Annotated in this window: 20 protein-coding genes; 13 read left to right on the top strand and 7 right to left on the bottom strand. The window is 73.2% G+C overall.

Going from position 1 to position 26,231, the window contains the following annotated elements; translation table 11 throughout:
* Positions 1-117 precede the first annotated feature (117 nt).
* Positions 118-1,665, top strand: coding sequence for an MDR family MFS transporter (locus PUR56_RS37500; RefSeq protein ID WP_329952248.1), 1,548 nt, complete (start codon positions 118-120; stop codon positions 1,663-1,665).
* A gap of 210 nt (positions 1,666-1,875) precedes the next feature.
* Here PUR56_RS37500 and PUR56_RS37495 read toward each other — a convergent pair whose 3' ends face one another.
* A complete protein-coding gene (locus PUR56_RS37495) occupies positions 1,876-2,130 on the bottom strand; it encodes a hypothetical protein (protein WP_329883071.1) in 255 nt (84 codons plus the stop codon).
* A 27-nt stretch (positions 2,131-2,157) separates the two neighbouring features.
* Positions 2,158-3,339, bottom strand: a complete 1,182-nt coding sequence (locus PUR56_RS37490) for an inorganic phosphate transporter (RefSeq protein ID WP_329883070.1) — start codon at positions 3,337-3,339, stop codon at positions 2,158-2,160.
* Between the two features lie 405 nt (positions 3,340-3,744).
* On the opposite strand from PUR56_RS37490, the gene PUR56_RS37485 reads away from it, so the two are divergent.
* The gene (locus tag PUR56_RS37485) at positions 3,745-5,397 is read left to right on the top strand and encodes an NlpC/P60 family protein (protein WP_329952247.1); all 1,653 of its coding nucleotides are present in this window, start codon (positions 3,745-3,747) and stop codon (positions 5,395-5,397) included.
* A gap of 88 nt (positions 5,398-5,485) precedes the next feature.
* Here the strand turns inward: PUR56_RS37485 and PUR56_RS37480 are convergent, their stop codons facing one another.
* From PUR56_RS37480 to PUR56_RS37470, 3 genes are all read right to left on the bottom strand, one after another.
* Positions 5,486-7,771 (bottom strand): FdhF/YdeP family oxidoreductase, encoded by a 2,286-nt coding sequence (locus PUR56_RS37480; protein WP_329952246.1) that lies wholly within the window; start codon positions 7,769-7,771, stop codon positions 5,486-5,488.
* Between the two features lie 247 nt (positions 7,772-8,018).
* On the bottom strand, positions 8,019-9,938 hold the full coding sequence (locus PUR56_RS37475; protein WP_329952245.1) for an FAD/NAD(P)-binding protein: 1,920 nt from the start codon (positions 9,936-9,938) through the stop codon (positions 8,019-8,021).
* Positions 9,935-11,038: an amino acid ABC transporter permease gene (locus tag PUR56_RS37470; RefSeq protein ID WP_329952244.1), complete on the bottom strand. Its 1,104-nt coding sequence runs from the start codon at positions 11,036-11,038 to the stop codon at positions 9,935-9,937. Before PUR56_RS37470 ends, PUR56_RS37475 begins: the two co-directional genes overlap by 4 nt.
* 717 nt (positions 11,039-11,755) lie before the next feature.
* Here PUR56_RS37470 and PUR56_RS37465 point away from each other — a divergent pair.
* The 7 genes from PUR56_RS37465 to PUR56_RS37435 all read left to right on the top strand — a co-directional run bounded on the left by PUR56_RS37465 (position 11,756) and on the right by PUR56_RS37435 (position 18,714).
* Positions 11,756-12,910 carry an LLM class flavin-dependent oxidoreductase gene (locus PUR56_RS37465; protein ID WP_329883065.1) on the top strand — a complete coding sequence of 385 codons (1,155 nt, stop codon included), beginning with the start codon at positions 11,756-11,758 and terminating at the stop codon, positions 12,908-12,910.
* Positions 12,907-13,401: a GNAT family N-acetyltransferase gene (locus PUR56_RS37460; protein WP_329883064.1), complete on the top strand. Its 495-nt coding sequence runs from the start codon at positions 12,907-12,909 to the stop codon at positions 13,399-13,401. The genes PUR56_RS37465 and PUR56_RS37460 overlap by 4 nt, the downstream gene beginning before the upstream one ends.
* Positions 13,402-13,574: 173 nt before the next feature.
* Complete coding sequence (locus PUR56_RS37455) at positions 13,575-14,522, top strand: ABC transporter substrate-binding protein (protein WP_329952243.1); 948 nt, start codon at positions 13,575-13,577, stop codon at positions 14,520-14,522.
* 40 nt (positions 14,523-14,562) lie between these two features.
* Positions 14,563-15,576: an amino acid ABC transporter permease gene (locus PUR56_RS37450; RefSeq protein ID WP_329952242.1), complete on the top strand. Its 1,014-nt coding sequence runs from the start codon at positions 14,563-14,565 to the stop codon at positions 15,574-15,576.
* A gap of 38 nt (positions 15,577-15,614) precedes the next feature.
* On the top strand, positions 15,615-16,367 hold the full coding sequence (locus PUR56_RS37445) for an amino acid ABC transporter ATP-binding protein (RefSeq protein WP_329952294.1): 753 nt from the start codon (positions 15,615-15,617) through the stop codon (positions 16,365-16,367).
* A gap of 77 nt (positions 16,368-16,444) precedes the next feature.
* The gene (locus tag PUR56_RS37440) at positions 16,445-17,434 is read left to right on the top strand and encodes an ABC transporter substrate-binding protein (RefSeq protein ID WP_329952241.1); all 990 of its coding nucleotides are present in this window, start codon (positions 16,445-16,447) and stop codon (positions 17,432-17,434) included.
* An 86-nt stretch (positions 17,435-17,520) separates the two neighbouring features.
* On the top strand, positions 17,521-18,714 hold the full coding sequence (locus tag PUR56_RS37435) for a serine/threonine-protein kinase (protein ID WP_329952240.1): 1,194 nt from the start codon (positions 17,521-17,523) through the stop codon (positions 18,712-18,714).
* On the opposite strand, the gene PUR56_RS37430 is transcribed toward PUR56_RS37435, so the two are convergent.
* Positions 18,670-19,371: an MBL fold metallo-hydrolase gene (locus PUR56_RS37430; protein WP_329952239.1), complete on the bottom strand. Its 702-nt coding sequence runs from the start codon at positions 19,369-19,371 to the stop codon at positions 18,670-18,672. The genes PUR56_RS37435 and PUR56_RS37430 overlap by 45 nt on opposite strands.
* A 380-nt stretch (positions 19,372-19,751) precedes the next feature.
* On the opposite strand from PUR56_RS37430, the gene PUR56_RS37425 reads away from it, so the two are divergent.
* Positions 19,752-20,612: a fumarylacetoacetate hydrolase family protein gene (locus tag PUR56_RS37425; RefSeq protein WP_329952238.1), complete on the top strand. Its 861-nt coding sequence runs from the start codon at positions 19,752-19,754 to the stop codon at positions 20,610-20,612.
* Between the two features lie 143 nt (positions 20,613-20,755).
* On the opposite strand, the gene PUR56_RS37420 is transcribed toward PUR56_RS37425, so the two are convergent.
* Entirely contained in the window at positions 20,756-21,496 is a 741-nt protein-coding gene (locus PUR56_RS37420) for a TetR/AcrR family transcriptional regulator (protein ID WP_329952237.1), read from the bottom strand.
* Positions 21,497-21,670: 174 nt separating this feature from the next.
* On the opposite strand from PUR56_RS37420, the gene PUR56_RS37415 reads away from it, so the two are divergent.
* From PUR56_RS37415 to PUR56_RS37405, 3 genes are all read left to right on the top strand, one after another.
* Positions 21,671-22,369: a rhomboid-like protein gene (locus PUR56_RS37415; protein WP_329952236.1), complete on the top strand. Its 699-nt coding sequence runs from the start codon at positions 21,671-21,673 to the stop codon at positions 22,367-22,369.
* 95 nt (positions 22,370-22,464) lie between these two features.
* Entirely contained in the window at positions 22,465-24,189 is a 1,725-nt protein-coding gene (locus tag PUR56_RS37410; RefSeq protein WP_329883055.1) for a DUF885 domain-containing protein, read from the top strand.
* 325 nt (positions 24,190-24,514) lie between these two features.
* On the top strand, positions 24,515-26,050 hold the full coding sequence (locus tag PUR56_RS37405; protein ID WP_329952235.1) for an MFS transporter: 1,536 nt from the start codon (positions 24,515-24,517) through the stop codon (positions 26,048-26,050).
* Positions 26,051-26,231 lie beyond the last annotated feature (181 nt).

Below are 26,231 nucleotides of genomic sequence, written 5' to 3'. Positions count from 1 at the left end.
ACCGGGATCGAGGCCCGGGCCGAGTGGTCGGCCCGGGCTTTACTTGCCCTTGACAAATGTTGCCCAAGTCAACCAACCCCCTTATGGTTGTGTCAGGCAACGAATTTAAGGACCTCGATGACCGTCACCGCCCCCGCCTCGACCGGAGTCGCCGCCACCACCGACCAACCGATGACGCACCGGCAGGTGATGGAGGCGCTCTCCGGCCTGCTGCTCGGTCTCTTCGTGGCCGTGCTCTCGTCGACCGTCGTCTCCAACGCCCTGCCGCGGATCCTGACCGACCTGCACGGCGGTCAGTCCGCCTACACCTGGGTGATCACCGCGACCCTGCTCACCCTCACCGCGTCCACCCCGATCTGGGGCAAGCTGTCCGACCTCGCCAGCAAGAAGCTGCTGCTGCAGATCGCCCTGGTGATCTACATCGCCTCCTCCGCACTGGCCGGGTTCTCCCAGAACACCGGTCAGCTGATCGCCTGCCGCGCCCTCCAGGGCATCGGCGCCGGCGGCGTCACGGCGCTGGCCCAGATCTGCCTGGCGGCGATGGTCCCGCCGCGCGAGCGCGGCCGGTACAGCGGCTACTTCGGCGCCGTCTTCGCGCTGGCCACCATCGGCGGCCCGCTGATCGGCGGCATCATCGTCGACACCTCCTGGCTGGGCTGGCGCTGGTGCTTCTACGTCGGCATCCCGTTCGCGCTGGCCGCGATCCTGGTGCTGCAGCGCACTCTCAAGCTGCCGGTGGTCAGGCGCAAGGTGAAGATCGACTACCTCGGCGCGCTGGTCATCACCGCCGCCGTCAGCCTGCTGATGATCTGGATCACGCTGGCCGGCAAGAACTACGCCTGGCTGTCGTGGCAGACCGTGGTCATGGTCGGTGGCGGACTGCTGCTGGGCGCGCTCGCCGTCGTGGTCGAGCGCCGGGCCGCCGAGCCGATCATCCCGCCGAGCCTGTTCCGGTACCGGACCGTCGTCCTGTCCGCGCTGGCCAGCATCCTGGTCGGCATCGGGATGTACGGCGCGACGACCTTCCTCAGCCAGTACTTCCAGCTGGCCCGGGAGAAGTCCCCGACCATCGCCGGGCTGATGACCCTGCCGATGATCCTCGGCCTGGCCGTCTCCTCCACCGTCGCGGGCAAGCTCATCACCAAGTACGGCAAGTGGAAGGCCTACCTGGTCGCCGGCACCCTGCTGCTGGCCGTCGGCTTCGGCCTGCTCGGCACCGCCCGGGCCGACACCGACTACGGCCTGCTCTCCCTCTACATGGCGATCACCGGGATCGGCCTCGGGCTCACCATGCAGAACCTCGTCCTCGCGGTGCAGAACACCGTGCCGCGCAGCGAGCTCGGCGCGGCCAGCTCGGTGGTCACCTTCTTCCGCACCATGGGCGGCGCGATGGGCGTCTCCGCACTCGGCGCGCTGATGAACAACCGGGTCGGCCACTACCTGACGGAGAACCTGGCCGCCGCGCACGTCCCGGCGGGCGGCGGTGCGCTCGGCGGCGGCATTCCGGACCTGCACAAGCTGCCCGCCCCGCTCGTCCCGCTGGTGACCGACGCCTTCGGGCACGGTGTGGGCGTGGTCTTCCTGGTGGCGGCGCCGTTCGCGCTGCTGGCCTTCGTCACGGTGCTGTTCATCCGCGAGACCGTGCTGCGGACCGGCCGGGAGTGAGTGCGGACCCGCGTGGGCCGCTCCGGTCGCTCCGGCCGGGGCGGCTCCGGGGTCGAGCCCGCGGGTCCGGTCACCGGGAGCGGTCACCGGGGGCGGGGAAAGGCGGGAGGGCCGGGAGTGGTGATCCACTCCCGGCCCTCCCGCCGTGTGCGTGCGTGCCCGTGTGCCGGTGCCGGTGTCGGGGGTACTCGGCGCCCGTGGGCGTGGCGGCTACCGGCCGGCGATCAGCGTCAGCCCGTAGAGGACGGCCGCGCCGCAGACGGCGAAGCAGGCGTACGCGCCGGCCAGGGCCAGCCGGCTGCCGGACACCGAGGTGCCCGGGCCGGCCGCCTCGCGGCGCGCGGTGAGCGCGGCCTCGTGACGCGACAGCGCCAGGATGCCGAGCGCGAAGACGGTGACCACGGCGACCGTGATGCCGAAGCTGAAGCCGGCGGTCTGGGCCAGGGCGTTCCACTTGATGTGCATGGTGCTGTGCTCCTCAGCCTGCGGCGGTCAGGCCGCGACCGTGGTCGAGGCGGGGGTCGGGGTGGGGGGCGCGGTGGCCGGGTCCACCTCGACCGGGGTGACGTCGTGGACCTCGTTGACGTTGTCCGCGCCGACCGGCTGGCGGCGGGAGACGATCCACATCGCGCCCGAGCCGGCGACCAGCACGGCGCCGACCAGGACGACGCCCCAGGTGCCCTGCTCGGCGAGGAAGGCCGCGAGGCCGGCCACCGTGGCGGCGGCGGGCAGGGTCAGGCCCCAGGTGTAGACCATGCGGCGGACCAGGCTCCAGCGCAGCTGGCCCTTCGGCCCGCCCAGACCGGCGCCCATGATGCCGCCGGAGCAGACCTGGGTGGTGGAGAGGCCGAAGCCCATGTGCGACGAGGTGAGGATGACGGTCGCGGCGGCCGACTCGGAGGCGAAGCCCTGCGGCGGGGTGATGTCCGCCAGGCCCTTGCCCATCGAGCGGATGATCCGCCAGCCGCCCATGTACGTGCCGATCGCGATGGCCGCACCGGCCGAGATGATGACCCAGGTGGGGGGCAGCGCGCCCTTCGGCAGGGCGCCGACCGAGACCAGGGTCAGGGTGATGATGCCCATCGTCTTCTGGGCGTCGTTGGTGCCGTGCGCCAGCGAGATCAGCGAGGAGGAGAAGATCTGGCCGGTCTTGAAGCCCTTGTTGACCGTCCCGCCGTTGCTCTTGCGGGTGATCGCGAACGCCAGCTTGGTGGCGCCCCAGGAGGCCAGGCCGGCGACCAGCGGGGAGGCGACGGCGGGGATGAGGATCTTGGACACGACGGTGTCGAAGTTGACGCCGTTGACACCGACGCCGACGACGGTGGCGCCGATCAGGCCGCCGTAGAGGGCGTGCGACGAGCTCGACGGGAGGCCGCGCAGCCACGTCAGCAGGTTCCAGAGGATGGCACCGACCAGGGCGGCGAAGATGATCTCCGGATGGATGCCGGCCTTCTCGTTGACGATGCCGCCCGAGATGGTGGTGGCGACCTTCACGGAGAGGAACGCACCCGCGAAGTTGAGGACGGCCGCGATGGTGACCGCGACCTTGGGCCGAAGGGCTCCCGTCGCGATGGAGGTGGCCATCGCATTGGCGGTGTCGTGGAACCCGTTGGTGAAATCGAAGGCGAGCGCCGTGATGATCACAACGGCCACCAGGAACGAGATGTGTTCCATACCCAAACAATCGTCGTAGTTGTCGCACTGACGTTGGTGTCGTGCGCGACGCTAGGGACGCTTGATGAACGGAAGGTGAACTGGCGTCGGACGCATGGTTCCGATGGTGTCGGAGGGGTTGCCGCAGCCTTGCCGGGGCGTGTCGGTCGCTGCCCTGAGCTGGACATTCGCGGAGAAACGCCCACTTCACCCGTTTTGTTGAGAGCTGTCTCACAGCCTGCTCGTAGAATTCACCGAGCCGTACGGGTGCGGTCTGTTTCCCGCGAGTAACACATGGCAGGATCAGCGGGGATCCGGGGACCCCGGAGTACGGGCAGGTGGGCGGGGAGGGCGAGACCCATGGGCGGGGCTGGGCAGCACACGGAGCGGACAGGCACACGCCCGTCGACCGGCACACGACCCTGGGTGCGGGCCGCACTGCGCTGCGGAGCCGTCCTCGCGGCCGCCGCGCTCGCCCTGCCGCTGGCCGGACCGGCCTACGCCGACCCCGCGCCGCCGGTTCCCGGCACCACCGGCCCGACCGTCCCGGGGGCCGACCCCGGCGCCGACCCGCTCGCCGAGGCGAGGGCCACCCTGGGCCCGCTCCTCGACCAGCTGCACGCGCTCTACCAGGGCGCCGAGGCCGCCACCGAGCAGTACAACGCCTCGGTGGCCAAGGTCGCCGAACAGCAGGCCGCGCTCACCGAGCTCAAGGGCAAGCTGGAGCGCCAGCAGAAGCAGGTCGACGCCGGCACCGACGTCGCCGCCCAGCTCGCCGCCGCCCAGTACCGCAACGGCGCCGTCTCCGCCTACGCCGAGCTGCTGCTCTCCAAGGACCCGTACGAGGCCGTCACCATCGCCGAGCTGCTGACCGCGGCCAGCCGCTCCCAGTCCGAGTTCCTCAACAAGCTGACCGTCGACCGCGACGCGCTCACCGGACTGCAGAAGCAGAACGAGGAGGCGCTGGCGAACTCGCAGACCCTGGTCACCCAGCAGGACACGGCGAAGGCCAAGATGGCCGCCGACCTCGCCTCCGTCGAGCAGCTGGTCGCCTCGCTCACCGGCGCCCAGCGGGCCGACCTGGAGAAGCTGGAGAAGGCCAAGGCCGACGAGGCCCAGATCGCCTTCCTCGCCTCCGGCGTGCTCGGCCAGGGCGAGCGCACCCCCTCGCAGGCCGGCCGGGGCGCCGTCGCCTACGCGCTCGCCCAGCTGGGCAAGCCGTACGTCTGGGGCGGCGCCGGACCGGACGTCTTCGACTGCTCCGGCCTCACCTCGCAGGCCTGGCTGCACGCCGGCAAGCCGATCCCGCGCACCAGCCAGGAGCAGTGGGCCCGGCTCCAGCACGTCCCGCTCAACCAGCTGCGCGCCGGCGACCTGATCATCTACTTCGCGGGCGCCACCCACGTCGGGATGTACATCGGCGGCGGCCTGGTCGTCCACGCGCCCCGGCCGGGTTCGGTCGTCAAGGTGGCGCCGATCGGGGGCAACCCGATCCTCGGCGCCGTCCGTCCCGACCCGGACGGCGCGGCCGACGAGGCCGGCGGCGCCTGGAAGGTGCCGGACCTGCCGGCCGGCTGGGACTCCGTCACCGCGATCGCGCCGAGCCCGCTCAACCAGGTGCCCGTCGCTCCGGTGCCGGGAGCGCCGACCGACGCCCCGGTGCCCGGCACCGCTCCGGCCCCGGGCACGCCGGCTCCCGGCACGCCTGCCCCGGACGGCACCGGCACGCCGACCGGCACTCCGACGGGAACCCCGACCGACCCGGTCACGGGGACGCCGACGGGGACTCCCACCGGCACCCCGACCGGGACGCCCACCGGCACGCCGACCGGCACGCCGACCGGCACCCCCACGGGGACGCCGACGGGCACTCCCACGGGCACGCCCACGGGGACGCCGACCGGTACGCCGACGGGCACTCCCACGGGGACGCCGACCGACCCGCCGAGCAGCACGCCGACGGGCACGCCCACCGGCACCCCGGCCGCGTCCGGCTCGGCCACCGCGACCGGCACCGCCTCGGCCTCCGGTAGGGCGACCGGCACGGCGACCGGCACCCTGCCGCCCGGCCAGAACTGACGACACCCCGAACAGCACGGTGCCCCGCCGGGATCCGGCGGGGCACCCTGCTGCCTCTCCGCCGTGCACCGCGGGAGGTGCGCGGTGGTCAGACCTCCGCGCCGGAGTCGGGTTCGAAGCGGATCACGACGGCCTTGGAGGTGGGCGTGTTGCTGATGTCGGCCGTCGAGTCGAGCGGGACCAGGACGTTGGTCTCCGGGTAGTACGCGGCGGCGCCCCCGCGGGCGACGGGGTAGTGGACCACGCGGAAGTGCGGGGCGCGGCGTTCGACGCCGTCCTTCCACTCGCTGACCAGGTCGACGTACGCGCCGTCGGCGAGGCCGAACCCGGCGGCGTCCTCGGGGTTGACCAGGACGACCCGGCGCCCGCCGCGGATGCCCCGGTAGCGGTCGTCGAGGCCGTAGACGGTGGTGTTGTACTGGTCGTGCGAGCGGATCGTCTGCAGCAGCAGGCGGCCCGGCGGGACCTCCGGGGCGGTGAGCGGGTTGACCGTGAAGTTGGCCTTCCCGGTCGCCGTCGGGAAGGTCCGGGAGTCGCGAGGGCCGTGCGGCAGGGTGAAGCCGCCGGGGCGGCGGACCCGGTCGTTGTAGTCCTCGAACCCCGGGACCACCCGGGCGATCCGGTCCCGCACGGTGTCGTAGTCGGCGGCGAAGTCCTCCCACGGCACGGTGTCCCGGGGGCCGAGCACCGCGCGGGCCAGCCGGCAGACGATCGCCACCTCGGAGAGCAGCCCGGGCGCCGGCGGGCGCAGGCCGCCGCGCGAGGAGTGCACCTGGCCCATCGAGTCCTCGACGCTGACGAACTGGGCGCCGCGCGCGGTGACGTCCCGGTCGGTGCGGCCGAGGGTGGGCAGGATCAGGGCGCGGGCGCCGGTGACCACGTGCGAGCGGTTGAGCTTGGTGGAGACGTGCACGGTCAGCCGGCAGCGGCGCATCGCCGCCTCGGTGACGTCGGTGTCCGGGGTGGCGGCGACGAAGTTGCCGCCCATCGCGAAGAACACCCCGACCTTGCCGTCGCGCATCGCCCGGATGGTGTCGACCGCGTCGAGGCCGTGCTCGCGCGGCGGCTCGAAGCCGAACTCCTTGCCGAGGGCGTCCAGGAAGGCCGTCGAGGGGCGTTCGAAGATGCCCATCGTCCGGTCGCCCTGGACGTTGCTGTGGCCGCGCACCGGGCAGACGCCGGCGCCGGGGCGGCCGACGTTGCCGCGCAGCAGCAGGAAGTTGACCACCTCGCGGATGGTCGGCACGGAGTGCTTGTGCTGGGTGAGGCCCATCGCCCAGCAGACGATGACCTTCTTCGAGGCGAGGACCAGCCGGCCGAGCTCCTCGATCTGCGCCCAGGGCAGGCCGGTGGCGGCCAGCACCTCCTCGCGGGTGGTCCGGCGGGCCTCGGCGGCGAACTCGTCGAAGCCGTGGCAGTGCTCGTCGACGAACGCCCGGTCGACGCCGTCCGCGTCGAGGATCAGCTGGTTGAGCGCCCGGAACAGGGCGAGGTCGCCGCCGAGCCGGATCTGCAGGAAGAGGTCGGTGAGCTTGGTGCCGTGGCCGACCAGGCCGCGCGCCTGCTGCGGGTTCTTGAACCGCTCCAGGCCGGCCTCCGGCAGCGGGTTGACGCTGACGATCGCCGCGCCGGCGCGCTTGGCCCGCTCCAGGGCGGAGAGCATCCGGGGGTGGTTGGTGCCGGGGTTCTGGCCGGCCACGATGATCAGGTCGGCCTGGTAGAGGTCCTGGAGGCTGACGCTGCCCTTGCCGACGCCGAGCGTCTCGGTGAGCGCCGAGCCGGAGGACTCGTGGCACATGTTGGAGCAGTCCGGCAGGTTGTTGGTGCCGAGCCGGCGGGCGAGGAGCTGGTAGGCGAACGCGGCCTCGTTGCTGGTCCGGCCCGAGGTGTAGAACGCGGCGCCGTCCGGGGTGTCCAGGGCGCGGAGCTCCTCGGCGATCAGCGCGAAGGCGTCGTCCCAGGAGACCGGGGTGTAGTGGGTGGCGCCCTCGTCGAGCAGCATCGGACCGGTGAGGCGGCCCTGCTGGCCGAGCCAGTAGCCGGAGCGCCCGGCCAGTTCGGCGACCGGGTGGGCGGCGAAGAACTCGGCGCGGATCCGGCGTTCGGTGGCCTCCTCGGCGACGGCCTTGGCGCCGTTCTCGCAGAACTCGGCGGTGTGCGTCTTGCCCGGTTCGGGCCAGGCGCAGCCGGGGCAGTCGAAGCCGTCGGGCTGGTTGACCTTGAGCAGGGTGGAGAGGGTGCGGCGGGCGCCCATCTGCTCGGCGGCCATCCGCAGGCTGTGGCCGACGGCGGGCAGCCCGGCCGCGGCGTGCTGGGGCGCCGACACCCGGGGGGCGTCTTGCGCCGGATCGCTCTGCGGGGCCTGCTTGGCCATGACTGCGCTCCTCGGATCGTTCGGCCCGCAGCTCCTTCGCGGGGGCCTGAGCCCATCCTTCCATCCGTTCGGGTGACGGGGGCCGGCGCGACGGCCGTCATGGTAGGGCGCGCCGGGCGGTCGGAGGAAGAAGGCCGCAGGTGGGACGCGTCGCGGGCGGCCCGCCGGCGTGCGCGCGTGGGCCGGCGCGCGGAGCCCGGTGGGGAGGGGGCGGGACCGGGGTCCGCCCCCCTTCCCACCGGGGCGCTCAGACCGCGACGGCCGAGCCGGTCCGGGCCAGCGTGCAGAGCAGGGCCCGTGCGGCGGCGTCGTTCTGGCGGAAGCCGGGCGAGTCGGTGCGCGGGCGGGCGAAGGCGGCGGCGGCCCGGAGGCTGGTGTGCGGGCCGAGGGCGGTGCGGCGCGGGTGCGGTCCGTCGTCGAGGGCCGGGTCGAGGACGCGGCTGTCACCCGGCCGGATGGTGAGCAGTCCGGAGCGGTGGGTGTACTCCTCGTCGGTGACGACCTCCTCGACGATGCGCCCGGTGCGGTGCAGGTCGCGCAGCAGGGGGTCGCGGGTGCGGGTCAGGGCGTGCTTGGGCAGGTACGCCTCGACGAGCGCGGTGGCGGTGACGGTGTGGCCGGGCACGGTGGCGCCGGAGGCCCGCCAGGTGCCACCGGCCTCGTCCCGTTCGACCCTGACGCCCGCGCCGAGGAAGCGGACCACGCCGGCCTCGGAGAGCGCGAGCAGCTGGCGCAGCCGGAAGCCGGGCGGCCCGGAGGCGAGGTAGCTGAAGTAGCCGAAGAACCACTCGTCGACGTCCTCGGCGACCGAGCGGGCGGTGAGCCGGCCGGAGGCGAGTACCCGGGGCAGCTGGCCGAAGAGCGAGAGCAGGGCGAGGAAGGCGCCGAGGTCGGCGCTGTACGCGGGGTCGGCGCGGCGGTCGACGTCCTCGGTGATGTAGCGGCGCAGGTGGGCCTGGAGTTCTTCGTCGCTGCCGAGTTCGAGGCCGGCGAGGGGGAAGTCGAGGCGTTCGAGGTCGAGCCGGTCGGCCGGGTCGGGGACGGCGCGTTCGACCAGGGCGCTCAGTTCGGGGGAGTACCAGTCGTGGGCGTCGTAGCCGGCGAGGAAGTCCGCCCAGGGCAGTGCGGTGCGTTCCGGGTGGGCGTGGAACAGCTCGTGGTAGTGGCCGAAGCCGATGTCCTTGGCCATCAACGGCCAGACCTGGCGCCGTAGTTCGATCGGTCCGGGCCGGTCGAGCAGGGCGTCGACGGCGGTCGCGTCGAAGTAGCGGGGGAGCGGCGCGCGCGGGCCCTGGAGCCGGTAGTCGGTCTTGGAGTGGTAGGGCACGCCGCGTCGCGAGCCGACGTGGATCACCGGCTCCCGGCCGGAGGGGCGGTAGACCAGGCCGTCGTCGGTCCGGTCGAAGCGTCCGCCGCGGCCCTCGGTGAGCAGCGAGACCAGGTCGACGAAGGCGAGCCCGAAGCCGCGCAGCACGGTGTGCTCGCCGGGGGCGATGCCGTCGAGGTCGGCGTCGGCGGAGAAGGCGGGCGGCAGGTGGTAGCGGCCGTGCCGGGCGGCGAACTCGGCGTCGGCGGAGTACCGGGGGTCCGGGGCGGAGTCGAGGTGGCCGAGGGTGAGGACGACGTGGTCGGCGGTGAGGACCCGGTCGGTGAGGTGGACGAGCTGCGGGCCGTCGACCGGCCCTTCGATGCGGTGCGCGGTGTCCCGGTGGACGGTGACGGTGACGTGCGGCGGCAGGTCGGCGACGGCGCGGCGGAACACCCAGTCCAGGTAGGCGCTCTGGGCCCGCCGGGTGGGGAAGTCGGTGGGCGCCAGGGTGCGCAGCTCGGCCAGCACGGTCGGGTCGGTCAGTTCCCGGTAGGGCTCGAACTCCTCGATGTGGGAGGCCCATTCGGCGAGGGAGGGGCCGGGGCGGACCGGTCCGTCGATGGTGGAGCGTTCGTCGGTGAACATCGTGACGTCCTCGGCCATCGAGTTCATCCGGAGCAGGGGGGACTGCTCGTGGCGCCAGATCCGGCCGGCGCCGGGCGGGTACGGGTCGACCAGGTGGATGTGCAGCGGGCGGTCGGCGGGCAGCAGCTCGGCGGCGTTGGCGGCGATCCGCTCCAGGAGTCCGGTGCCGCGCGGGCCGGCGCCGACGACGACCAGGGTGCTCTCGGCGGTCATCGGGCCGCCCCCTTCGCGGAGGCGTGACCGGAGCCCGGGCCGGTGCCGGTGTCGGAGTCCGGGCCGGTGCCCGGGGCGGTGTCGTCGGTGCCGGTGTCGCCGCCGCCGCCGGTGTCGGCGTCCGCCGCGGCGCGCAGTCGCCGGTACGCGGTCCGGGCCTTCTGCAGCGGAGTGGGCGGCAGGCCCTCCCGGGTGGCGCCCTTCGCGTAGTGCCGTTCGACGTAGTACTGGCCGACGGAGAGGACGGTGGTGATCACGATGTACCAGATGGTGGCGACCATCAGCATCGGGATGACCTGGTAGGACTGCAGGTAGACCAGCTGGACCGAGTAGAGCAGGTCGGAGACGGCCAGCACGCTGATGATGCTGGTGCCCTTGAGCGCGCTGATCAGCATGTTCCCGGCGGTGGGCACGATGGAGCGCATCGCCTGCGGGACGATGATCCGCCGCAGCACCCGCAGCCGGCCGATCCCGAGGGCCGAGGCGGCCTCCAGCTGGCCGCGGTCGACGGAGAGGATCCCGCCGCGCACCACCTCGGCGGCGTACGCGGCCTCCAGCAGGGTCAGGCCCACGACGGCCGTCAGGGTGGGGCCGAAGAGGTTGACGGTCTTGACGGTGAGGAACTCCGGGCCGAACGGGATGCCGATGCCCAGGGTCGGGTAGAGCGCGCCGATGTTGAAGAAGAGCAGCAGCTGCACCAGCGCCGGAGTGGAGCGGAAGATCCAGATGTAGACCCAGCTGAGCGTGCGCAGCACCGGGTTGGTGGAGAGCCGCATGGTGGCGAGGACGGTGCCGAGCACGAAGCCGAGGGCGAGGGTGACGGCGGTCAGCCAGAGGGTCAGGGTGAGGCCGTTCAGGACCGAGGTGGCGGTGAACCAGTCGGCCACCACGTCCCACTGGAACGCCTGGTTGCGGACCAGGGAGTTGACGACCATCGCGAAGACCAGCAGGGCGACGGCGGCGGAGACCCACTGGCCGGTCCGGCGGCGGGCGACGATCCGGGCGTCGGCCGCCGTGGCGTCGGTGGCGGCGGCCGGTGGTGGTGCGGCGGTGGTGGCGGTGAGGGCGGGAGCGGGGAGGACGTCCTGCGGGGTGGCCATGCGGAGGCTCCAGGCGGGAGGGCGGAGATGCGGGCAGGCGGGGGGCACGGCGTGGTCACGTACGGCCGTTGCGGCCGGCCCGCGTCCCTCAACACGGCCGGCCCTGCACTGCACTCCTCCGTGATCGTACGCATGAGCGATCGGCGGCTGTCAAGGGTGGTGCGCCGGGGCCCCGGGCCGCGTCGCGGGGCGACAGGAGATCGCAACAGAGCGGTAATGGAGGGTGGTTGACGCCATGCATGGTTCACTGCTCAACTTGGGTCCATGTACGCCGAGCAGCCCCTGGTCACCCGCGACCACATCGACTTCGGTCGAGTGTGGTCCGCGGCGTGTCGCGGCTGACCCGGCAGCGGGCCGTCCAGCCGGCCCCGTCCTCCTGCGGAGGACCTTCCCTCGGTGCCCCGTCGCGGGCCGGGAGAGCCGTCGTCACCTGACGGTTCGTTTGGCGCACGCTGCCGCCGCCCCTCTCCTCCCCAGCTCTGCGCTCCGGCAGTCTCCCCTCCCGCCCCGGCCGACCGGTCATGCACGCCACCCCGCACACCCGGGCGGTCCCGCTCACCCGCGACCCGTTCACCGGGGACCCGCCCACCCGGCCACCGCACCGCCACCACCCCGTACGCGCCCGTCCAGCACCACGGCCCGGCCCCGCCAGGGCCCTCTCCGGCCTGCCCACCCGCAGCCCACCGGACCGCGCACGACCCGAAAGGTTCCACCACCATGCCCGTCGAATTCCTCGGCATAGCCGCCACCGGCGACGGTTCGGAGACCACCGCCCGCACCACGGCCGCCTTCGACCGCGACTACACCCTGCGGCTGGCCCGCGCCCACGAGGACCACGGCTGGGACCGTGTGCTCTTCGCCTACGGCGCCGGTGCCCCCGACCCGGCACCCGCCGCGGCCTTCCTCGCCTCGCGCCTCGACAAGCTGCAGATCCTGCTCGCCCACCGGCCGAACGTGTCCTACCCGACCTTCGCCGCCAAGACCTTCGCCACCCTCGACCGGATCAGCGACGGCCGGCTCACCGTCCACTTCATCACCGGCGGCAACGACCACGAGCAGCAGCGCGAGGGCGACTTCCTCACCAAGGACGAGCGGTACGCCCGCACCCGGGAGTACATCGGCATCGTCAAGAAGGCGTGGACCAGCCGGGAGCCCTTCGACCACGAGGGCGAGTACTACCGGTTCAACGACTTCGTCTCCGACGTCTTCCCGGTGCAGCAGCCGCGCCCGGGCGTCTCCTTCGGCGGCTCCTCGGAGGCGGCCTACGCGGCCGGCGGCGCCGAGGCGGACATCTTCTGCCTCTGGGGCGAGCCGCTGGCCCGGACCGCCGAGCAGATCGAGCGCGTGAAGGAGGCGGCGCGGGCCGCCGGGCGGAGCGACGTGCCGCGGATCCAGGTGGCGTTCCGGCCGATCATCGCGCCGACCGAGGAACTGGCCTGGGAGAAGGCGCACCGGACGGTCGACGCGATCAAGGCCCGCCGGGAGGGCGGCGAGCTGGTCCGCCGCGGGCAGCCGCAGGGCACCGCCCCCGAGAACACCGGCTCCCGGCGACTGCTGGAGATCGCCGAGGCCGGTGAGCGGTACGACCGGGCGCTGTGGACCCCGACCGCCGCCGCCACCGGCGGGGCCGGCAACTCCAACGCGCTGGTCGGCACCCCGGAGACGGTCGCCCAGGCGCTGCTCGACTACTACGACCTCGGCGTGGACATCCTCTCGGCGCGCGGCTACGACCTGATCGGCGACACCATCGACTTCGGCCGGCACGTGATCCCGATCGTCCGCGAGGAGGTCGCCAAGCGGGACGCCGAGAAGGCGGCCAGGGCCGAGCGGGACGAGCGGGACCGGCAGCAGCTGATCGCGGTGCAGGCGTGAGCGGCGCCGGCCCCGGCACCGGCCTCGACGTCGAGGTCCGCCGGGTCACCATCGACGACCCGCTCGTCGAGCCGCTGCTGCGCGAACTCACCGAGGAGTACGTCCGCCGGTACGGACCGTCCGCGCACAGCGAGATGACCCGCTACCCGGCCGACAGCTGGACCGAGCCGGACGGCGTGCTGCTGATCCTCCTGGAGGACGGCGAGCCGGTGGCGGGCGGCGCGTACAAGCGGTACGACGAGCGGACCGCCGAGGTGAAGCGGATGTGGACGCACTCGGCGCACCGCCGCCGGGGCCTGGCCCGCCGGGTCCTGGTCGAGCTGGAGCGGGCCGCCGCGGCGGTCGGCTACAGCCGGATCTTCCTCACCACCGGGCCGCTCCAGCCGGAGGCCAAGGAGCTGTACCTGGCCACCGGCTACACCCCGCAGTTCGACGTCGGGGCCGACCCGCTGACCATCGGCCCGCTGCCGTTCGAGAAGGACCTGCGGTGAGCCCGACCGCACCGGTTCACCGCTGCACCGCCCGAGCACCCAGCCGCACCGGAGCACCCCGCCGCGCCGAAGCCGAGTCCCGCACCGAGACACCGTCCCGCACCGAAGCCGCGCCCGGCACCGAAGCCGAGTCCCGCACCGAAGCACCGAAGCACCGAAAGGCACCAGCCCCCGTGAGAACCACCACCGCCCGCCGCCTGCTCGCGTCGACCGCCCTGCTGCCGATCCTGGTGCTGGCCGCGTGCGGCTCGGACCCGAAGAGCGGGGGCACGCCGGGCCCCGGCGGGCAGGCCGTCTCCGCCGCCGCCGAGGACCTGATCTCCGGTCTCAAGAAGTCGGACGCCGCCGCCGCCCTGCTTCCCGCGGAGGTCCGCGCCGCCGGGACGGTCAAGTTCGGCTCCTCGTTCGGCGCCCCGCCCAGCGCGTTCTACGCCGACCAGGCCACCAAGAAGGCCGCCGGGCTCGACATCGACTTCTCCGACGCGGTGGCCAAGCTGCTCGGCCTGACCGTGCAGCGCGAGGAGGCCGCCTTCGAGACCATCCTCCCCGCGCTGGGCAGCGGCAAGTACGACGTCGGCACCGGCAACTTCGGCGTCACCGCGACCCGGCTGAAGACCATCGACTTCGTCACCTACATCGACGACGGCCAGGGCTTCGCGGTCAAGAAGGACAACACGAGCATCCAGCCGGTCACCGACCTGGTCCAGCTGTGCGGCCTGACCATCGGCACCGGCGCCGGCACCACCTTCGAGACCACCCTCAACGCCAAGAAGAACGTCTGCACCGACGCCGGCAAGAAGCCCTACGAGGTGAAGGCGTTCAGCGACGCCGGCGCCGCGCTGACCAGCCTCCAGCAGGGCCGGGTGGACATCTCGATGTCCACCATCAACGGTCTGCGCTACCAGGCCTCCCAGGAGGCGTCCGGCACCAAGTTCCTCGGGGAGTTCCACCGGCTGGACGTCGGCTTCGCGTTCAAGAAGGGCTCCACGCTCACCCCGGCGTTCCAGGCGGCGGTCAACCAGCTGATCAAGGACGGCAGCTACGAGCGGATCCTGAAGAAGTGGGGGGTGGCCGACTCGGCCATCAAGGAGTCCCAGATCAGCCCGCCCGAGCACGCGTGACCCCCTGTCCGGGCCCCGGGGCCCTTGGAGGAATCCCACCATGACCGTCACCACCACGACCCCGGCCGTTCCGGCCGCCCCCGGGAAGTCCGCGGGCAGACCGGACACCGCCCCGCTCGACCTCGGCGAACTCGCCGAGCTGCGCACCGTCCGCGCCCGGCACCCCTGGCGCTGGGCGGCCGGCGTCGCCGCGCTCGTCGTGCTCGCCCAGTTCGCCCACGGGCTGGCCACCAACCCCGGCTGGGACTGGGCGACGTTCCGGGTCTACTTCTCCGCCGACACCATCCTGCGGGCGGTCGGCCGGACCGTCGAACTCACCGCCTACGGAACCCTGCTGGGCTTCCTGCTGGGCGCCGTGGTGGCCGCGATGCGGCTCTCCCGCAGCGCGATCCTGCAGTCCATCGCCTGGGCGTACGTCTGGGCGTTCCGCTCGATCCCGCTGATCGTCCAGCTGGTCTTCTGGTTCAACCTGTCGTACCTCTACAAGACGTTCGGCATCGGCATCCCGTTCGGCCCGACCTTCGGCGACTTCGAGACGATCGGCGTGCTGGGCGCGCTCGGCGCGGCCGTGCTCGGCCTCGGGCTGCACCAGGCCGCGTTCGCCGCCGAGATCATCCGCGGCGGCATCATCGCCGTCGACGCGGGCCAGCGGGAGGCCGCCGCCGCGCTGGGCGTGCCGCGCTGGCGCCAGGCATGGCGGATCGTGCTGCCGCAGGCGATGCGCGGCATCCTGCCGTCCGCCGCCAACGAGGTGATCTCGCTCTTCAAGGGCACCTCGGTGGTCTACGTGATGGCCATCGGCGAGCTCTTCTACCAGGTCCAGGTGGTCTACGGACGCACCGGCCGGGTGGTGCCGATGCTGATGGTCGCCACCGTCTGGTACGTGCTGCTCACCACCGTGCTGTCGATCGGCCAGTACTACGTCGAGCGCTACTTCGCCCGGGGCGCCGACCGGACCCCGCCGCCCACCCCGCTCCAGCGGGCCCGGACCTTCGTCCAGGGCCTGCGGGCCCGCACCAGCACCGTCGAGACCGCCCCCGGAGGACGCTCGTGACCACCGCCGTCGAGAAGCCCGCCCCCGCCGCGGAGCCCATGGTGCAGGTCCGCGGCCTGTACAAGAGCTTCGGCCCGCAGGCCGTGCTGCGCGGCGTCGACCTCGACGTCGCGGTCGGCTCGGTGACCGTGGTGCTCGGTCCGTCCGGCTCCGGCAAGTCCACCCTGCTGCGGTCGATCAACCACCTGGAGAAGCTCGACAGGGGCTTCGTGGCGATCGACGGCGAGCTGATCGGCTACCGCCGGTCGGGGGACCGGCTGCACGAGCTGAAGGAGCGCGAGGTCCTGCGGCAGCGGACCAACATCGGGTTCGTCTTCCAGAACTTCAACCTCTTCCCGCACCTGACCGTGCTGGAGAACATCGTCGAGGCGCCGGTCAGCGCGCTGCGCCGGCCCAAGGCCGAGGCCCGGGCCCGGGCCCGGGAACTGCTCGACCGGGTGGGCCTGGCCGACCGGGAGGACGCCTACCCGCGCCAGCTCTCCGGCGGCCAGCAGCAGCGGGTGGCGATCGCCCGCGCGCTCGCGCTGGACCCGAAGGTGCTGCTCTTCGACGAGCCCACCTCGGCGCTCGACCCGGAGCTGGTCGGCGAGGTGCTCGACGTCATCAAGGACCTCGCCCGGGGCGGCACCACGATGATCGTGGTCACGCACGAGATCGGCTTCGCCCGCGAGGTCGCCGACACCGTGGTCTTCATGGACGACGGCCTGGTGGTCGAGCAGGGCTCCCCGGCGGCCGTCCTCGACGACCCGCAGCACGAGCGGACCAGGGCCTTCCTGGCCAAGGTCCTCTGAGCCGAGGTTCTCCGAGCCGAGGTCCTCCGAACCACCACCCTCCCGAACGACCCCCTTCCATCCGCAGGAGTTCCGCCATGTCCCTACCCCGTCGCGCCCTCGTGACCGCCGCCGCCGCGCTCGCCGCCGCCCTCACCCTGGCCGCCTGCGGCAGCTCCTCGGACGCGACGGCGGAACTCGCCCCCGCGAAGGGCAGCACCGCGCCGAACGGCACCACGGTGAACCTCACCCCGGACCAGAACCGGGTGACCACGCCCAAGGTGGACGCCATCGCGGCGCTGGTGCCGGAGGAGATCAGAAAGCGGGGCACACTGACCGTGGTCGACTCGCTCGGCACCACCCCGCCGCTGGACTTCTACGCCAACGACGACAAGACCATCATCGGCGTCGAGCCGGACATCGCCTCGCTGGTCGGCAACGTGCTGGGCCTCAAGGTCGAGTTCAACCCGGTCTCCTGGGAGAACATCTTCGTCGGCCTGGACAGCGGCAAGTACGACGTCGGCATCTCCAACATCACCGTCACCGAGGCCCGCAAGGAGAAGTACGACTTCGCCACCTACCGCCTCGACATCCTCGGCTTCGAGGCCAAGAAGGGCAGCGGCTGGAAGGTCACCGGGCCCAAGGACATCGCCGGCAAGACCGTCGCCGTCTCGTCCGGCACCAACCAGGAGAAGCTGCTGATCTCCTGGAACGAGGAGAACGTCAAGAACGGTCTGAAGGCCGCCGACATCAAGTACTTCCAGAGCTCGTCCGACTACTACCTGGCGCTCTCCTCCGGCCGGATCGACGCCTACGTCGGCCCCAACCCGGTGGCCGCCTTCCACGGCGTGCAGACCGGCGAGACCGAGGTGATCGGCACCTACTCGGGCGGCGGCGCCGACGTGCTCGGCAAGATCGGGGCCACCACGAAGAAGGACAACGGCCTGGTCCAGGCGCTCAACGGCGCGATCAACGAGGTCATCAAGAACGGCACCTACGGCCAGGTGCTGAAGCGCTGGGGGCTGGACGCCGAGGCCGTCCCGACCTCCGAGGTCAATCCGGTCGGCCTGCCCAAGCCCAAGGCCTGACCCGTTCACCTCCAGGCCTTCCCCCACCGCTATCGTGACCCGGTCAGGATGAACGGCGTTCGATTCCGGCGGACTTGGGGGAAGGCATGAAGGCGGACGATGTCGTGGGCGGCCGCTACCGGCTGGACCGGGAGCTCGGTCAGGGCGGCTTCGGCGTGGTGTGGGCCGCCTACGACGAGACCATCGGCCGGTCGGTCGCGCTCAAGGTGCTCTCCGAGGAGAAGGCCACCGACGACGAGGCGGTCAGCAGGTTCGTCCGCGAGGCCAAGACCGTCGGCGGCCTCTCCAACCCGCACATCGTCACCCTGCACGACTACGGCCGGGTGCAGGACGGCTCCCGCTGGACGCACTACCTGGTGATGGAGCTGGTCCGGGGCCGTCCGCTCTCCGCGCTGCTCCGCGACGGCACCCCCGACCTGACGCTCTCCCTCAAGTGGGTGCGGCAGGTCTGCAAGGCGCTGGACGCCGCGCACCGCTCGGGCGTGGTGCACCGGGACATCAAGCCCGAGAACATCATGATCGCCGACACCGGCGAGGCCAAGGTGCTGGACTTCGGCATCGCCCGCCTGCTCACCCAGTCCGGCAGCGGGCTCACCTCCACCGGCGTGGTCATCGGTACCCCGCCGTACCTGGCGCCCGAGTGCTGGGCCGGCGGGCACATCGACGGCCGGACGGACCTGTACGCGCTCGGCGTGCTGCTCTACCAACTCTCCACCGGCCGCCGTCCGTTCAACGCCGGCTCGGCGGTCACCATGATGTTCCAGCACCTCAACGAGGCCCCGCCGCCGCTGCGCACCGCGGACCCGGCGCTCGACCGGCTGGTCCTGCAGCTGCTCGCCAAGGACCCGGCCGACCGGCCCGCCGACGCGGCGGAGGTCCGCCGGCGGCTGCGCGACGTCAGGCTCGGCCCCGACCCGGAGCAGCTGCGGACCAGGGCCGACGACGCCTGGCGGCGCGGTGCGGCCGGCTCGCCGGACCGGGCCGTCGAGCAGCTGACCGCGCTGATCCCCGAGTTCGCCCGGGCCTTCGGACCGGCCGACCCGCGGACCCTGCGGACCTGCCACGACCTGGCGCTCTGGCTGGCCCGCTCGGGCAGCCCGGGGGCGGCCGTCGCGCTGCTGCGCGACCTGGTGCCCGCCCTGGACGGCCACGAGCGGGCCCGTGCCGACGTCGAACGCGACCTGGACCGCTGGGAGCGCGAGACCCTGCTCGCGGGCCCCGGCCCGGCCCGGCCGCTAGTGCTGGCCCAGCTGCTCGACGGCACGCCGCAGCACGGCTGAGCCGTCCTCGACGACCGGGTCGCCGTGTCCGAACAGCACCGTCCGGGAGTCCAGCGCGGCCAGCCGGCGGAACGACTCGACGGCCAGGGCCGGGTCGGCGTTGAAGACGCCGGGCATGGTCCGGCCGTCCACGTTGGCCGCGACGTCCCCGGTGAACAGCACGCCGGGGCCGGGCAGGTGCAGGGCGATCGAGCCGGCGGTGTGCCCCGGCACGTGCACGACGACCGCGCCGCCGCCGAAGCCGAGCACCTCGCCGTCCTCGACCTCGCGGTGCACCTCGCACGGCGGGGCCGGTGGACGCGGCGGAAGGCTGTCCCAGATCTGCTGCTCGAAGGGGCTCAGCACGAACGGCGCCTCGTCCTGCTCGCCGCGGATCACCGGTGCCTCCAGCCGGTGCGCGATTACCTCGGCGCCCAGCCGCTTCGCCAGCTCGGCCGCCGAGCCGATGTGGTCCTCGTGGTAGTGGGTGAGCACGACGGTGCGCAGCGCGGCCGGGTCGGCGCCGACGGCGCGGATCCCCGCCTCGATCGCGTCGGCCTGCCCGGCGATGCCGGTGTCGACCAGGGTCAGCGTGCCGTCCTCGTCGCGCCAGAGGTAGACGAGGCCGAAGTCCAGGGTGATGAGGGTCAGTTCGGGGCGTATGCGGGTGATCTCCATGCCGGAATCCTGGACCGCGGGGCGGTCGTTCAGTCCTCGTGTTCGCCTTGGGCGTGGGGTTTTCGCCGTCGGCGTGACGGCGGGCGGGGAGGGCGGGGGAGGGCGCGATCCGGGCGGCGGCGGGGCGGCGGCGGGGTGGCGGCGGGGTGCCCGCGGGGGGTGCCGGGCGGGGGTTCGCGGGGTGCCCGGGGGTGCCCGTGGGGTGTCAACCGTGCGGGCGGCCGAAAGGCGGGGCCCGGGCCCGGGCGGGTTGGGAGGATTTCGCCGACCGGGACGGTCTGGTCCCGGGGTGCGGGCCGTTGATATACCTCCTGGACAAGAGGCCGGCGCGGTCCGCGACCGCCCCGGTGACCTGCGACGAACTAGATGGTGAGGCTCAGATGAAGCTCCTCCGTGTCGGCCCGCCGGGCGCCGAGCGCCCGGTCGTGCTGGGTCAGGACGGCACCGCGTACGACCTCTCCGGGGTGACCGCGGACATCGACGGCGGGTTCCTCGCCGGGCTGGACGACGCCGGCCTGGCCGAACTGGCCGGCGCGGTGACGGCCGGGCGGCTGCCGGTCACCGACATCGCCGGCCGGCGGGTCGGCGCGCCGGTCGCCCGGCCGGGCAAGGTGGTCGGCATCGGGCTCAACTACCGCGACCACGCGGCCGAGGCCGGCGCGCCGGTCCCGGACGAGCCGGTGATCTTCCTCAAGCCGAGTTCCACCGTGGTCGGCCCGTACGACGAGGTGCTGGTGCCGCGCGGCGGCGAGAAGACGGACTACGAGGCGGAGCTGGCGGTGGTGATCGGCCGCACCGGCCGCTACCTGGAGGACCACGCGGCGGCGGCCGGGGTGATAGCCGGGTACACCATCGCCAACGACGTCACCGAGCGGGCGTTCCAGTTCGAGCGCGGCGGCCAGTGGGACAAGGGCAAGTCGGCGGAGACCTTCACCCCGCTCGGGCCCTGGCTGGTGACGGCGGACGAGGTGGCGGACCCGCAGCGGCTCCCGCTGCGGCTCTGGGTCAACGGCGAGCTGCGGCAGGACGGCTCCACCGGGCAGATGATCTTCCCGGTGCTGGAGCTGGTCCGCTACGCGAGCCAGTTCATGGTGCTGGAGCCGGGCGACGTCCTCGTCACCGGCACCCCGGCCGGCGTCACCCTCGGCCGCCCGGGCACGCCCTTCCTGGCACCGGGCGACATCGTCGAGATCGAGATCGACGGGCTCGGCCGGCAGCGCCAGGTGCTCGGCAAGGCCTGAGCGCCCGCGCACCCGACCCTTGGCACGGGGGTCGGAGGTCGGGGTCCGGGTTCGGCGACGGCGACGGCGACGCACGGAACGGAGGGTCCGGCCGGTCCGGGGCGGAGGTCCGACGCGGCACAGGCAGGGCACCCGGAGGCGGGTCAGCGCGGGGAGAGGATCTCCCGCAGCCGCGCCGTCCGGGGCGATTCCTCGCCCTCCAGGGCCAGCAGCGCCGTCAGCACCCCGGCGGTCTGCGGATCGTGCAGCGCCGACGCCGCGGCCATCGCCACGAACTGGTCCACCAGCCACTCCCGAAGCTCGGAGACCGGCAGCGCCCGCCCTTCGTCCAGCCAGCTCAGCGAGGCGCCCTCGACCACCGCGATCCACGAGCGCACCAGCAGGGTCAGCAGCGGTCCGGCCTCGCGGACCCCGAGGTGCCGCAGTGTCCGCTTCAGCGCGGCCCGCCGGACGTCGTCCACGATCGCCGAGGTCCGCGCCGTCTCCACCACCGAACCGCCGCGCAGCAGCGCCGAGTAGCCGGCGCCGTGCTCCTCGACGAAGGCGAAGTACCGCTCCAGCACGGCCGACAGCTGCTCGGTCGGGGTGCCGGCGAGCGGTACCGCGAACCGTCCGGTCAGCTCCTCGGCCGCGCTGCGCAGCGCGGCCTCGTACAGCTGCTGCTTGCCGCCCGCGAAGTAGCGGTACACCAGCGGCCGGGAGGCCCCGGCGGCCTCCGCGACGTCGTCCAGGCCGACCTCCTCGGGCGGCCGCGTGGCGAACAGCTCCAGGGCCACCTCGATCAGCTGCTCCCGCCGCTGCTGCACCGGCAGCCGCCGGTATCCGGCCCGCCGCGGCCGGGCCGGCTCGGGTGCGGGCGGGACGGGCGCTGAGCTGGCTTCCATGGCGGCCAGCGTAGTCGCCGCGGGCCGGATGGGATCCGGCCGTGCACCGATCTTCCGAACGGGCGTTTGCGGACGTCGCGGGCCCGGTGCCGGGCGGGCCGGTCCGGAGGCGGGCGGCCGCGCGACCACCGAGGATGGGACCGATCGTCCGCGCTACCGAGGAGGGCCCGCCGGATGGCGCAGTCGCCGGGACGGGGGAGTCGGGCCGGCGGGCTGCGCGGGTTGCCGCGCGGGGTGGTGCGGTGGGTCCGCTCGGCCCCCGGGACGTACCTGTGGCTGCTGCTCCTCGGGGTCACCAGCTTCGTGGTGGCGCGGACGGACCCGGCCACCCTGGACTGGTTCCTGGCCGCTCGCTCGACCAACCTCGACCAGTTGCGCGAGCGGCCGGTGCACGCCCTCGTGGCCAGCGCGCTCTGGACCGAGCAGGCGAGCTGGCCGTCGTACGCCGTCCTCTTCACCCTGTTCCACGCCAACGCCGAGCGCTGGCTGGGGACGTTGCGCTGGTTCACGGTCGCCGCGACCGCGCACGTGCTGGCCACGCTGGTGAGCGAGGGCGTGGTCGCCTGGGGGATCGTCCGGGGCAGCCTGCAGCGGAGCATGGCCGAGACCGTGGACGTCGGTGTCTCGTACGCGCTGGCCGGCGTGGTCGCCGTGCTCACCTACCGGTTCGCCGGCCGCTGGCGCGCGGTGTACGGGGGAGGGGTGCTGCTCTTCTACGGTCTGCCGCTCGCCGTCTCGCACACGTTCACGGATCTCGGGCACTTCAGCGCCGTCCTGATCGGCCTCTGTTTCTTCCGCTTCGCGCGCGGACGGCCGGTCTGGGACCCGGGTGCGGCCCTGCGCAGGTGGCGGATCCGCCACCTGCCCGGCTGAACGTTCCGGCGAAAACCGGTCGTTCGTCCGAATTGGCCGGTCCATGCCACTCGTCAGGGGCTTGCAATCGGCTCCGGCCGCGAAATGATGTCCGGATGGCTGAACTGATCACCTCCGACGGCACCACCCCCCGCCGTATCGCGGACGACCACGTGCGGGAGCTCGCGGAGCTCGACCCGCTGACCGCGGTGTACCTGGGACTCAACCCCGAGGACGACCGCCTTCCCGACCTCTCCCCGGCCGGCGCCGAGACGATCGCCGCGCTGGGCCGCCGCACCCTCGCCCGGCTCGACGCGGCCGAGGCGGCGCTGGACGCGGCCGAGGCGGCCGGCACCCCCCGGGACGAGGCCGAACGGCGCTGCGCCCGCCTGCTGCGCGAGCGGCTCACCGCCGAGCTCGCCGTGCACGACGCGGGGGAGGTCTACCGGGCGGTGCGCAACCTCGGCTCGCCGGTGCACAACGTGCGCGAGGTCTTCACCCTCATGCCCACCGACACCGAGGAGCAGTGGCAGGTCCTCGGCCGCCGTCTCGCCCGGGTACCGGCCGCGCTCACCGGCTACCGCGAGACCCTCGACGAGGGCATCCGGCGCGGCCTGCTCTCCGGCCCCCGCCAGGTCACCACCGTGGCCGGCCAGCTGGGCGAGTGGCTGGCGGGCGACGTGCCCGGCGGCTGGTTCGGCGAGCTGGTCCAGGACGCCCCCGAGGCGCTGCGCGCGGGCCTCGCCGAGCACGCCGTGGCCGCCGCCGGGGCGCTCGCCGAGCTGCGCGACTGGCTGCGCGACGTCTACGGTCCGGCCGCCGCCGACGTCTCCGACACCGCCGGCCGTGAGCGCTACGCCCGCTGGGTCCGCTACTGGACGGGCGCCGACCTCGACCTCGACGAGGCGTACGCGTGGGCCTGGGAGGAGTTCCACGACCTGAACGCCCAGATGCAGGCCGAGGCCGAGAAGGTGCGGCCCGGCGCCGCCCCGATGGAGGCCATGAAGTGGCTGGAGAGCGACGGCCCCGCGCTGCACGGCGCCGAGGCCGCCCGCACCTACCTCCAGGGCCTGATGGACCGGGCGATCGCCGACCTCCAGGGCACCCACTTCGACCTGGCCGAGCCGATCACCCGGGTCGAGTCGATGATCGCCCCGGCCGGCAGCGCCGCCGCGCCGTACTACACCGCCCCCTCGCTGGACTTCACCCGCCCCGGCCGCACCTGGCTGCCCACCCTCGGCCGCGAGCGCTTCCCCCAGTGGGACCTCGTCTCGACCTGGTACCACGAGGGCGTTCCCGGCCACCACCTGCAGCTCGCGCAGTGGAGCTACGTCGCCGACCGGCTCTCCACCTACCAGGTCAGCGTCGGAGGGGTGAGCGCCAACCTGGAGGGCTGGGCGCTGTACGCCGAGCGCCTGATGGACGAGCTGGGCTACCTGACCGACCCGGGCCACCGGCTCGGCTACCTCAACGCCCAGATGATGCGGGCGCTGCGGGTCATCGTCGACATCGGCATGCACGCCGGCCTCGACTTCCCCGCCGACTCGCCGTACCGGGCGGGCGAGCCGGTCGCGCCGGACGCCGCGCGCGAGTTCTTCGGCCTGTACTGCGGGCTGTCGGCCGACTTCCTGGACAGCGAGCTGGTCCGCTACCTGGGCATGCCCGGCCAGGCGATCGGCTACAAGCTGGGCGAGCGCGCCTGGCTGCGGGGCCGGGCCGCCGCCCGGGCGGCGCACGAGGCGCGCGGCGAGGTGTTCGACCTCAAGGCGTGGCACATGGCGGCGCTGTCGCAGGGCTCGCTGGGCCTGGACGACCTGGTCGCGGAGCTGTCGGCGCTGTAGGCGCGGCGGACCCCGCGCCCGAGGCGCGGGACCGCTCGGTGGCCCCCGGGGTGTCAGCCCCGGGGGCCCCGCACGTTCCGGCCCCGGGCCGTCCGGTCCTGAGGTCTCCCGGGTCCTCGGGCCGTCCGGAGCACGTGGTCGGCGTCCGGCCCGGGGCGTCCGTCCTCCGGCCCGGGAGCCGCTCGTCCTCCGGTCCCGCACCTCTGGTTCTTTGGTCCTGTTTCACCCTATTTGGTGAGCTTTTTCCTTGCCATCCGCCCGAACGCGCGTTTGGCTGGAAGTCGACTGCGTGACCTCTCCGCACCCCTCCGGAAAGGCTCCCCCAGTGTCTTCCACTGCTGCCACCCGTCATGAGACGCCGGACCCCCGCCGTTGGTGGGCCCTGGCGGTCATCGCGATCGCCCAGTTGATGATCGTCCTCGACATCACCATCGTGAACATCGCCCTCCCGTCGGCCCAGAAGGACCTCGGCATATCCGACGCCGACCGGCAGTGGGTGATCACCGCCTACACGCTGGCGTTCGGAGGTCTGCTCCTCCTCGGCGGCCGGCTCGGCGACCTCTTCGGCCGCAAACGCGTCTTCACCGTCGGCCTGCTCGGCTTCGCCCTCGCCTCCGCGATCGGCGGCGCCGCGACCGGTCCGGAGATGCTGTTCGGGGCCCGCGCCCTCCAGGGCGCCTTCGGCGCGCTGCTCGCTCCCTCGGCCCTGGGGCTGCTCTCCACCACGTTCACCGACCCGAAGGAACGGAGTACCGCCTTCGGCATCTTCGGCGCGATCGCCGGCGGCGGCGCCGCGATCGGCCTGCTCGCCGGCGGGCTGCTCACCGAGTACCTGAACTGGCGCTGGTGCCTGTTCGTCAACACCCCGATCGCGGTGGTCACCGCCTTCGCCGCCTTCTCCGTGCTCTCCCGCGACCACATCGGCAAGGGCCGGCGGATCAAACTCGACCTGCCCGGTGCGGTGCTCGGCTGCGGCGGCCTGCTCGCCATCGTGTTCGGCACGTCCGAGGCGGTGACCCGGGGCTGGGGCGACTGGCTGGTGCTGGGTTCGCTGATCCTCGGCGTCGTCCTGCTCGTGGTGTTCGTCCTGGTCGAGAAGCGCACCGAACACGCGCTGCTGCCCCTGCACATCGTCGCCGAGCGCAACCGCGGCGGCGGCGCGCTCTCGATCGGCCTGGCCATGATCGGGATGTTCGGCCTGTTCCTGTTCCTGACCTACTACCTCCAGGTCATCAAGGGGTTCTCGCCGGTGATGTCCGGCGTCTCCTTCCTGCCGATGACGGCGGCCATCGTCATCTCCTCCACCGGGTTCGCGGCCCGGCTGATGACGAGGGTGCCGTCCCGCAACCTGATCGGGCCGGGGCTCCTGCTCGCCGCCGCCGGCATGGCCTGGCTGACCCAGATGAAGGTGGACAGCCCGTGGGCCGGCATGGTGCTGCCCGCCGAACTGCTGCTCGGCTTCGGCATGGGCCTGGTCTTCATGCCGTCGATGAGCCTGGCCACCCTCGGCGTCGCGCCCAGCGAGGCGGGCGCCGCATCGGCCACCATCAACTCGGCCCAGCAGGTGGGAGGCTCCTTCGGAACCGCACTGCTCAACACCATCGCGGCCAGCGCCACCGCGAGCTACCTCGCCACCCGGATCTCGGCCGATCCGGGGGTCCAGGCCCAGGGCGCGGTGCACGGCTACGTGGTGGCCACCTGGGTCGCGATGGGCATCCTGCTGGTGGCCGCGCTGATCGCGTTCCTGATGATCGACCACCGGCCGGCGCCGGGTGAGGCCGCCGGCGAGGCGGGCGGCGCCGCCGAGGCCACCGCCACGGCGGGCGCGCAGGCGCCGGGTCCGCGGCAGCGCGCCTCCTGATCCCGGTCCCGGTCCCGGTCCCGCCCGGGCCCGCCGCGAGGTCACGCAGTCACCCTCCGGCGGCCCGGCCCGGTTCCCGCCCACCCCGCCCCGCTCCTGCCTCCCCGGCGGGGGCGGGGCGGCGGGCGATCCGGCGGTCGCGGGCGGCCGGGTGACGGCGACCGGCTGAATTCTCATCCGG

It is taken from the genome of Streptomyces sp. BE303 (assembly GCF_036290945.1).
In the GTDB taxonomy this organism is placed as follows: Bacteria; Actinomycetota; Actinomycetes; order Streptomycetales; family Streptomycetaceae; genus Kitasatospora.
The sequence above is the reverse complement of the archived record's forward strand: the minus strand, read 5'-3'. Positions and strand labels throughout refer to the sequence as shown.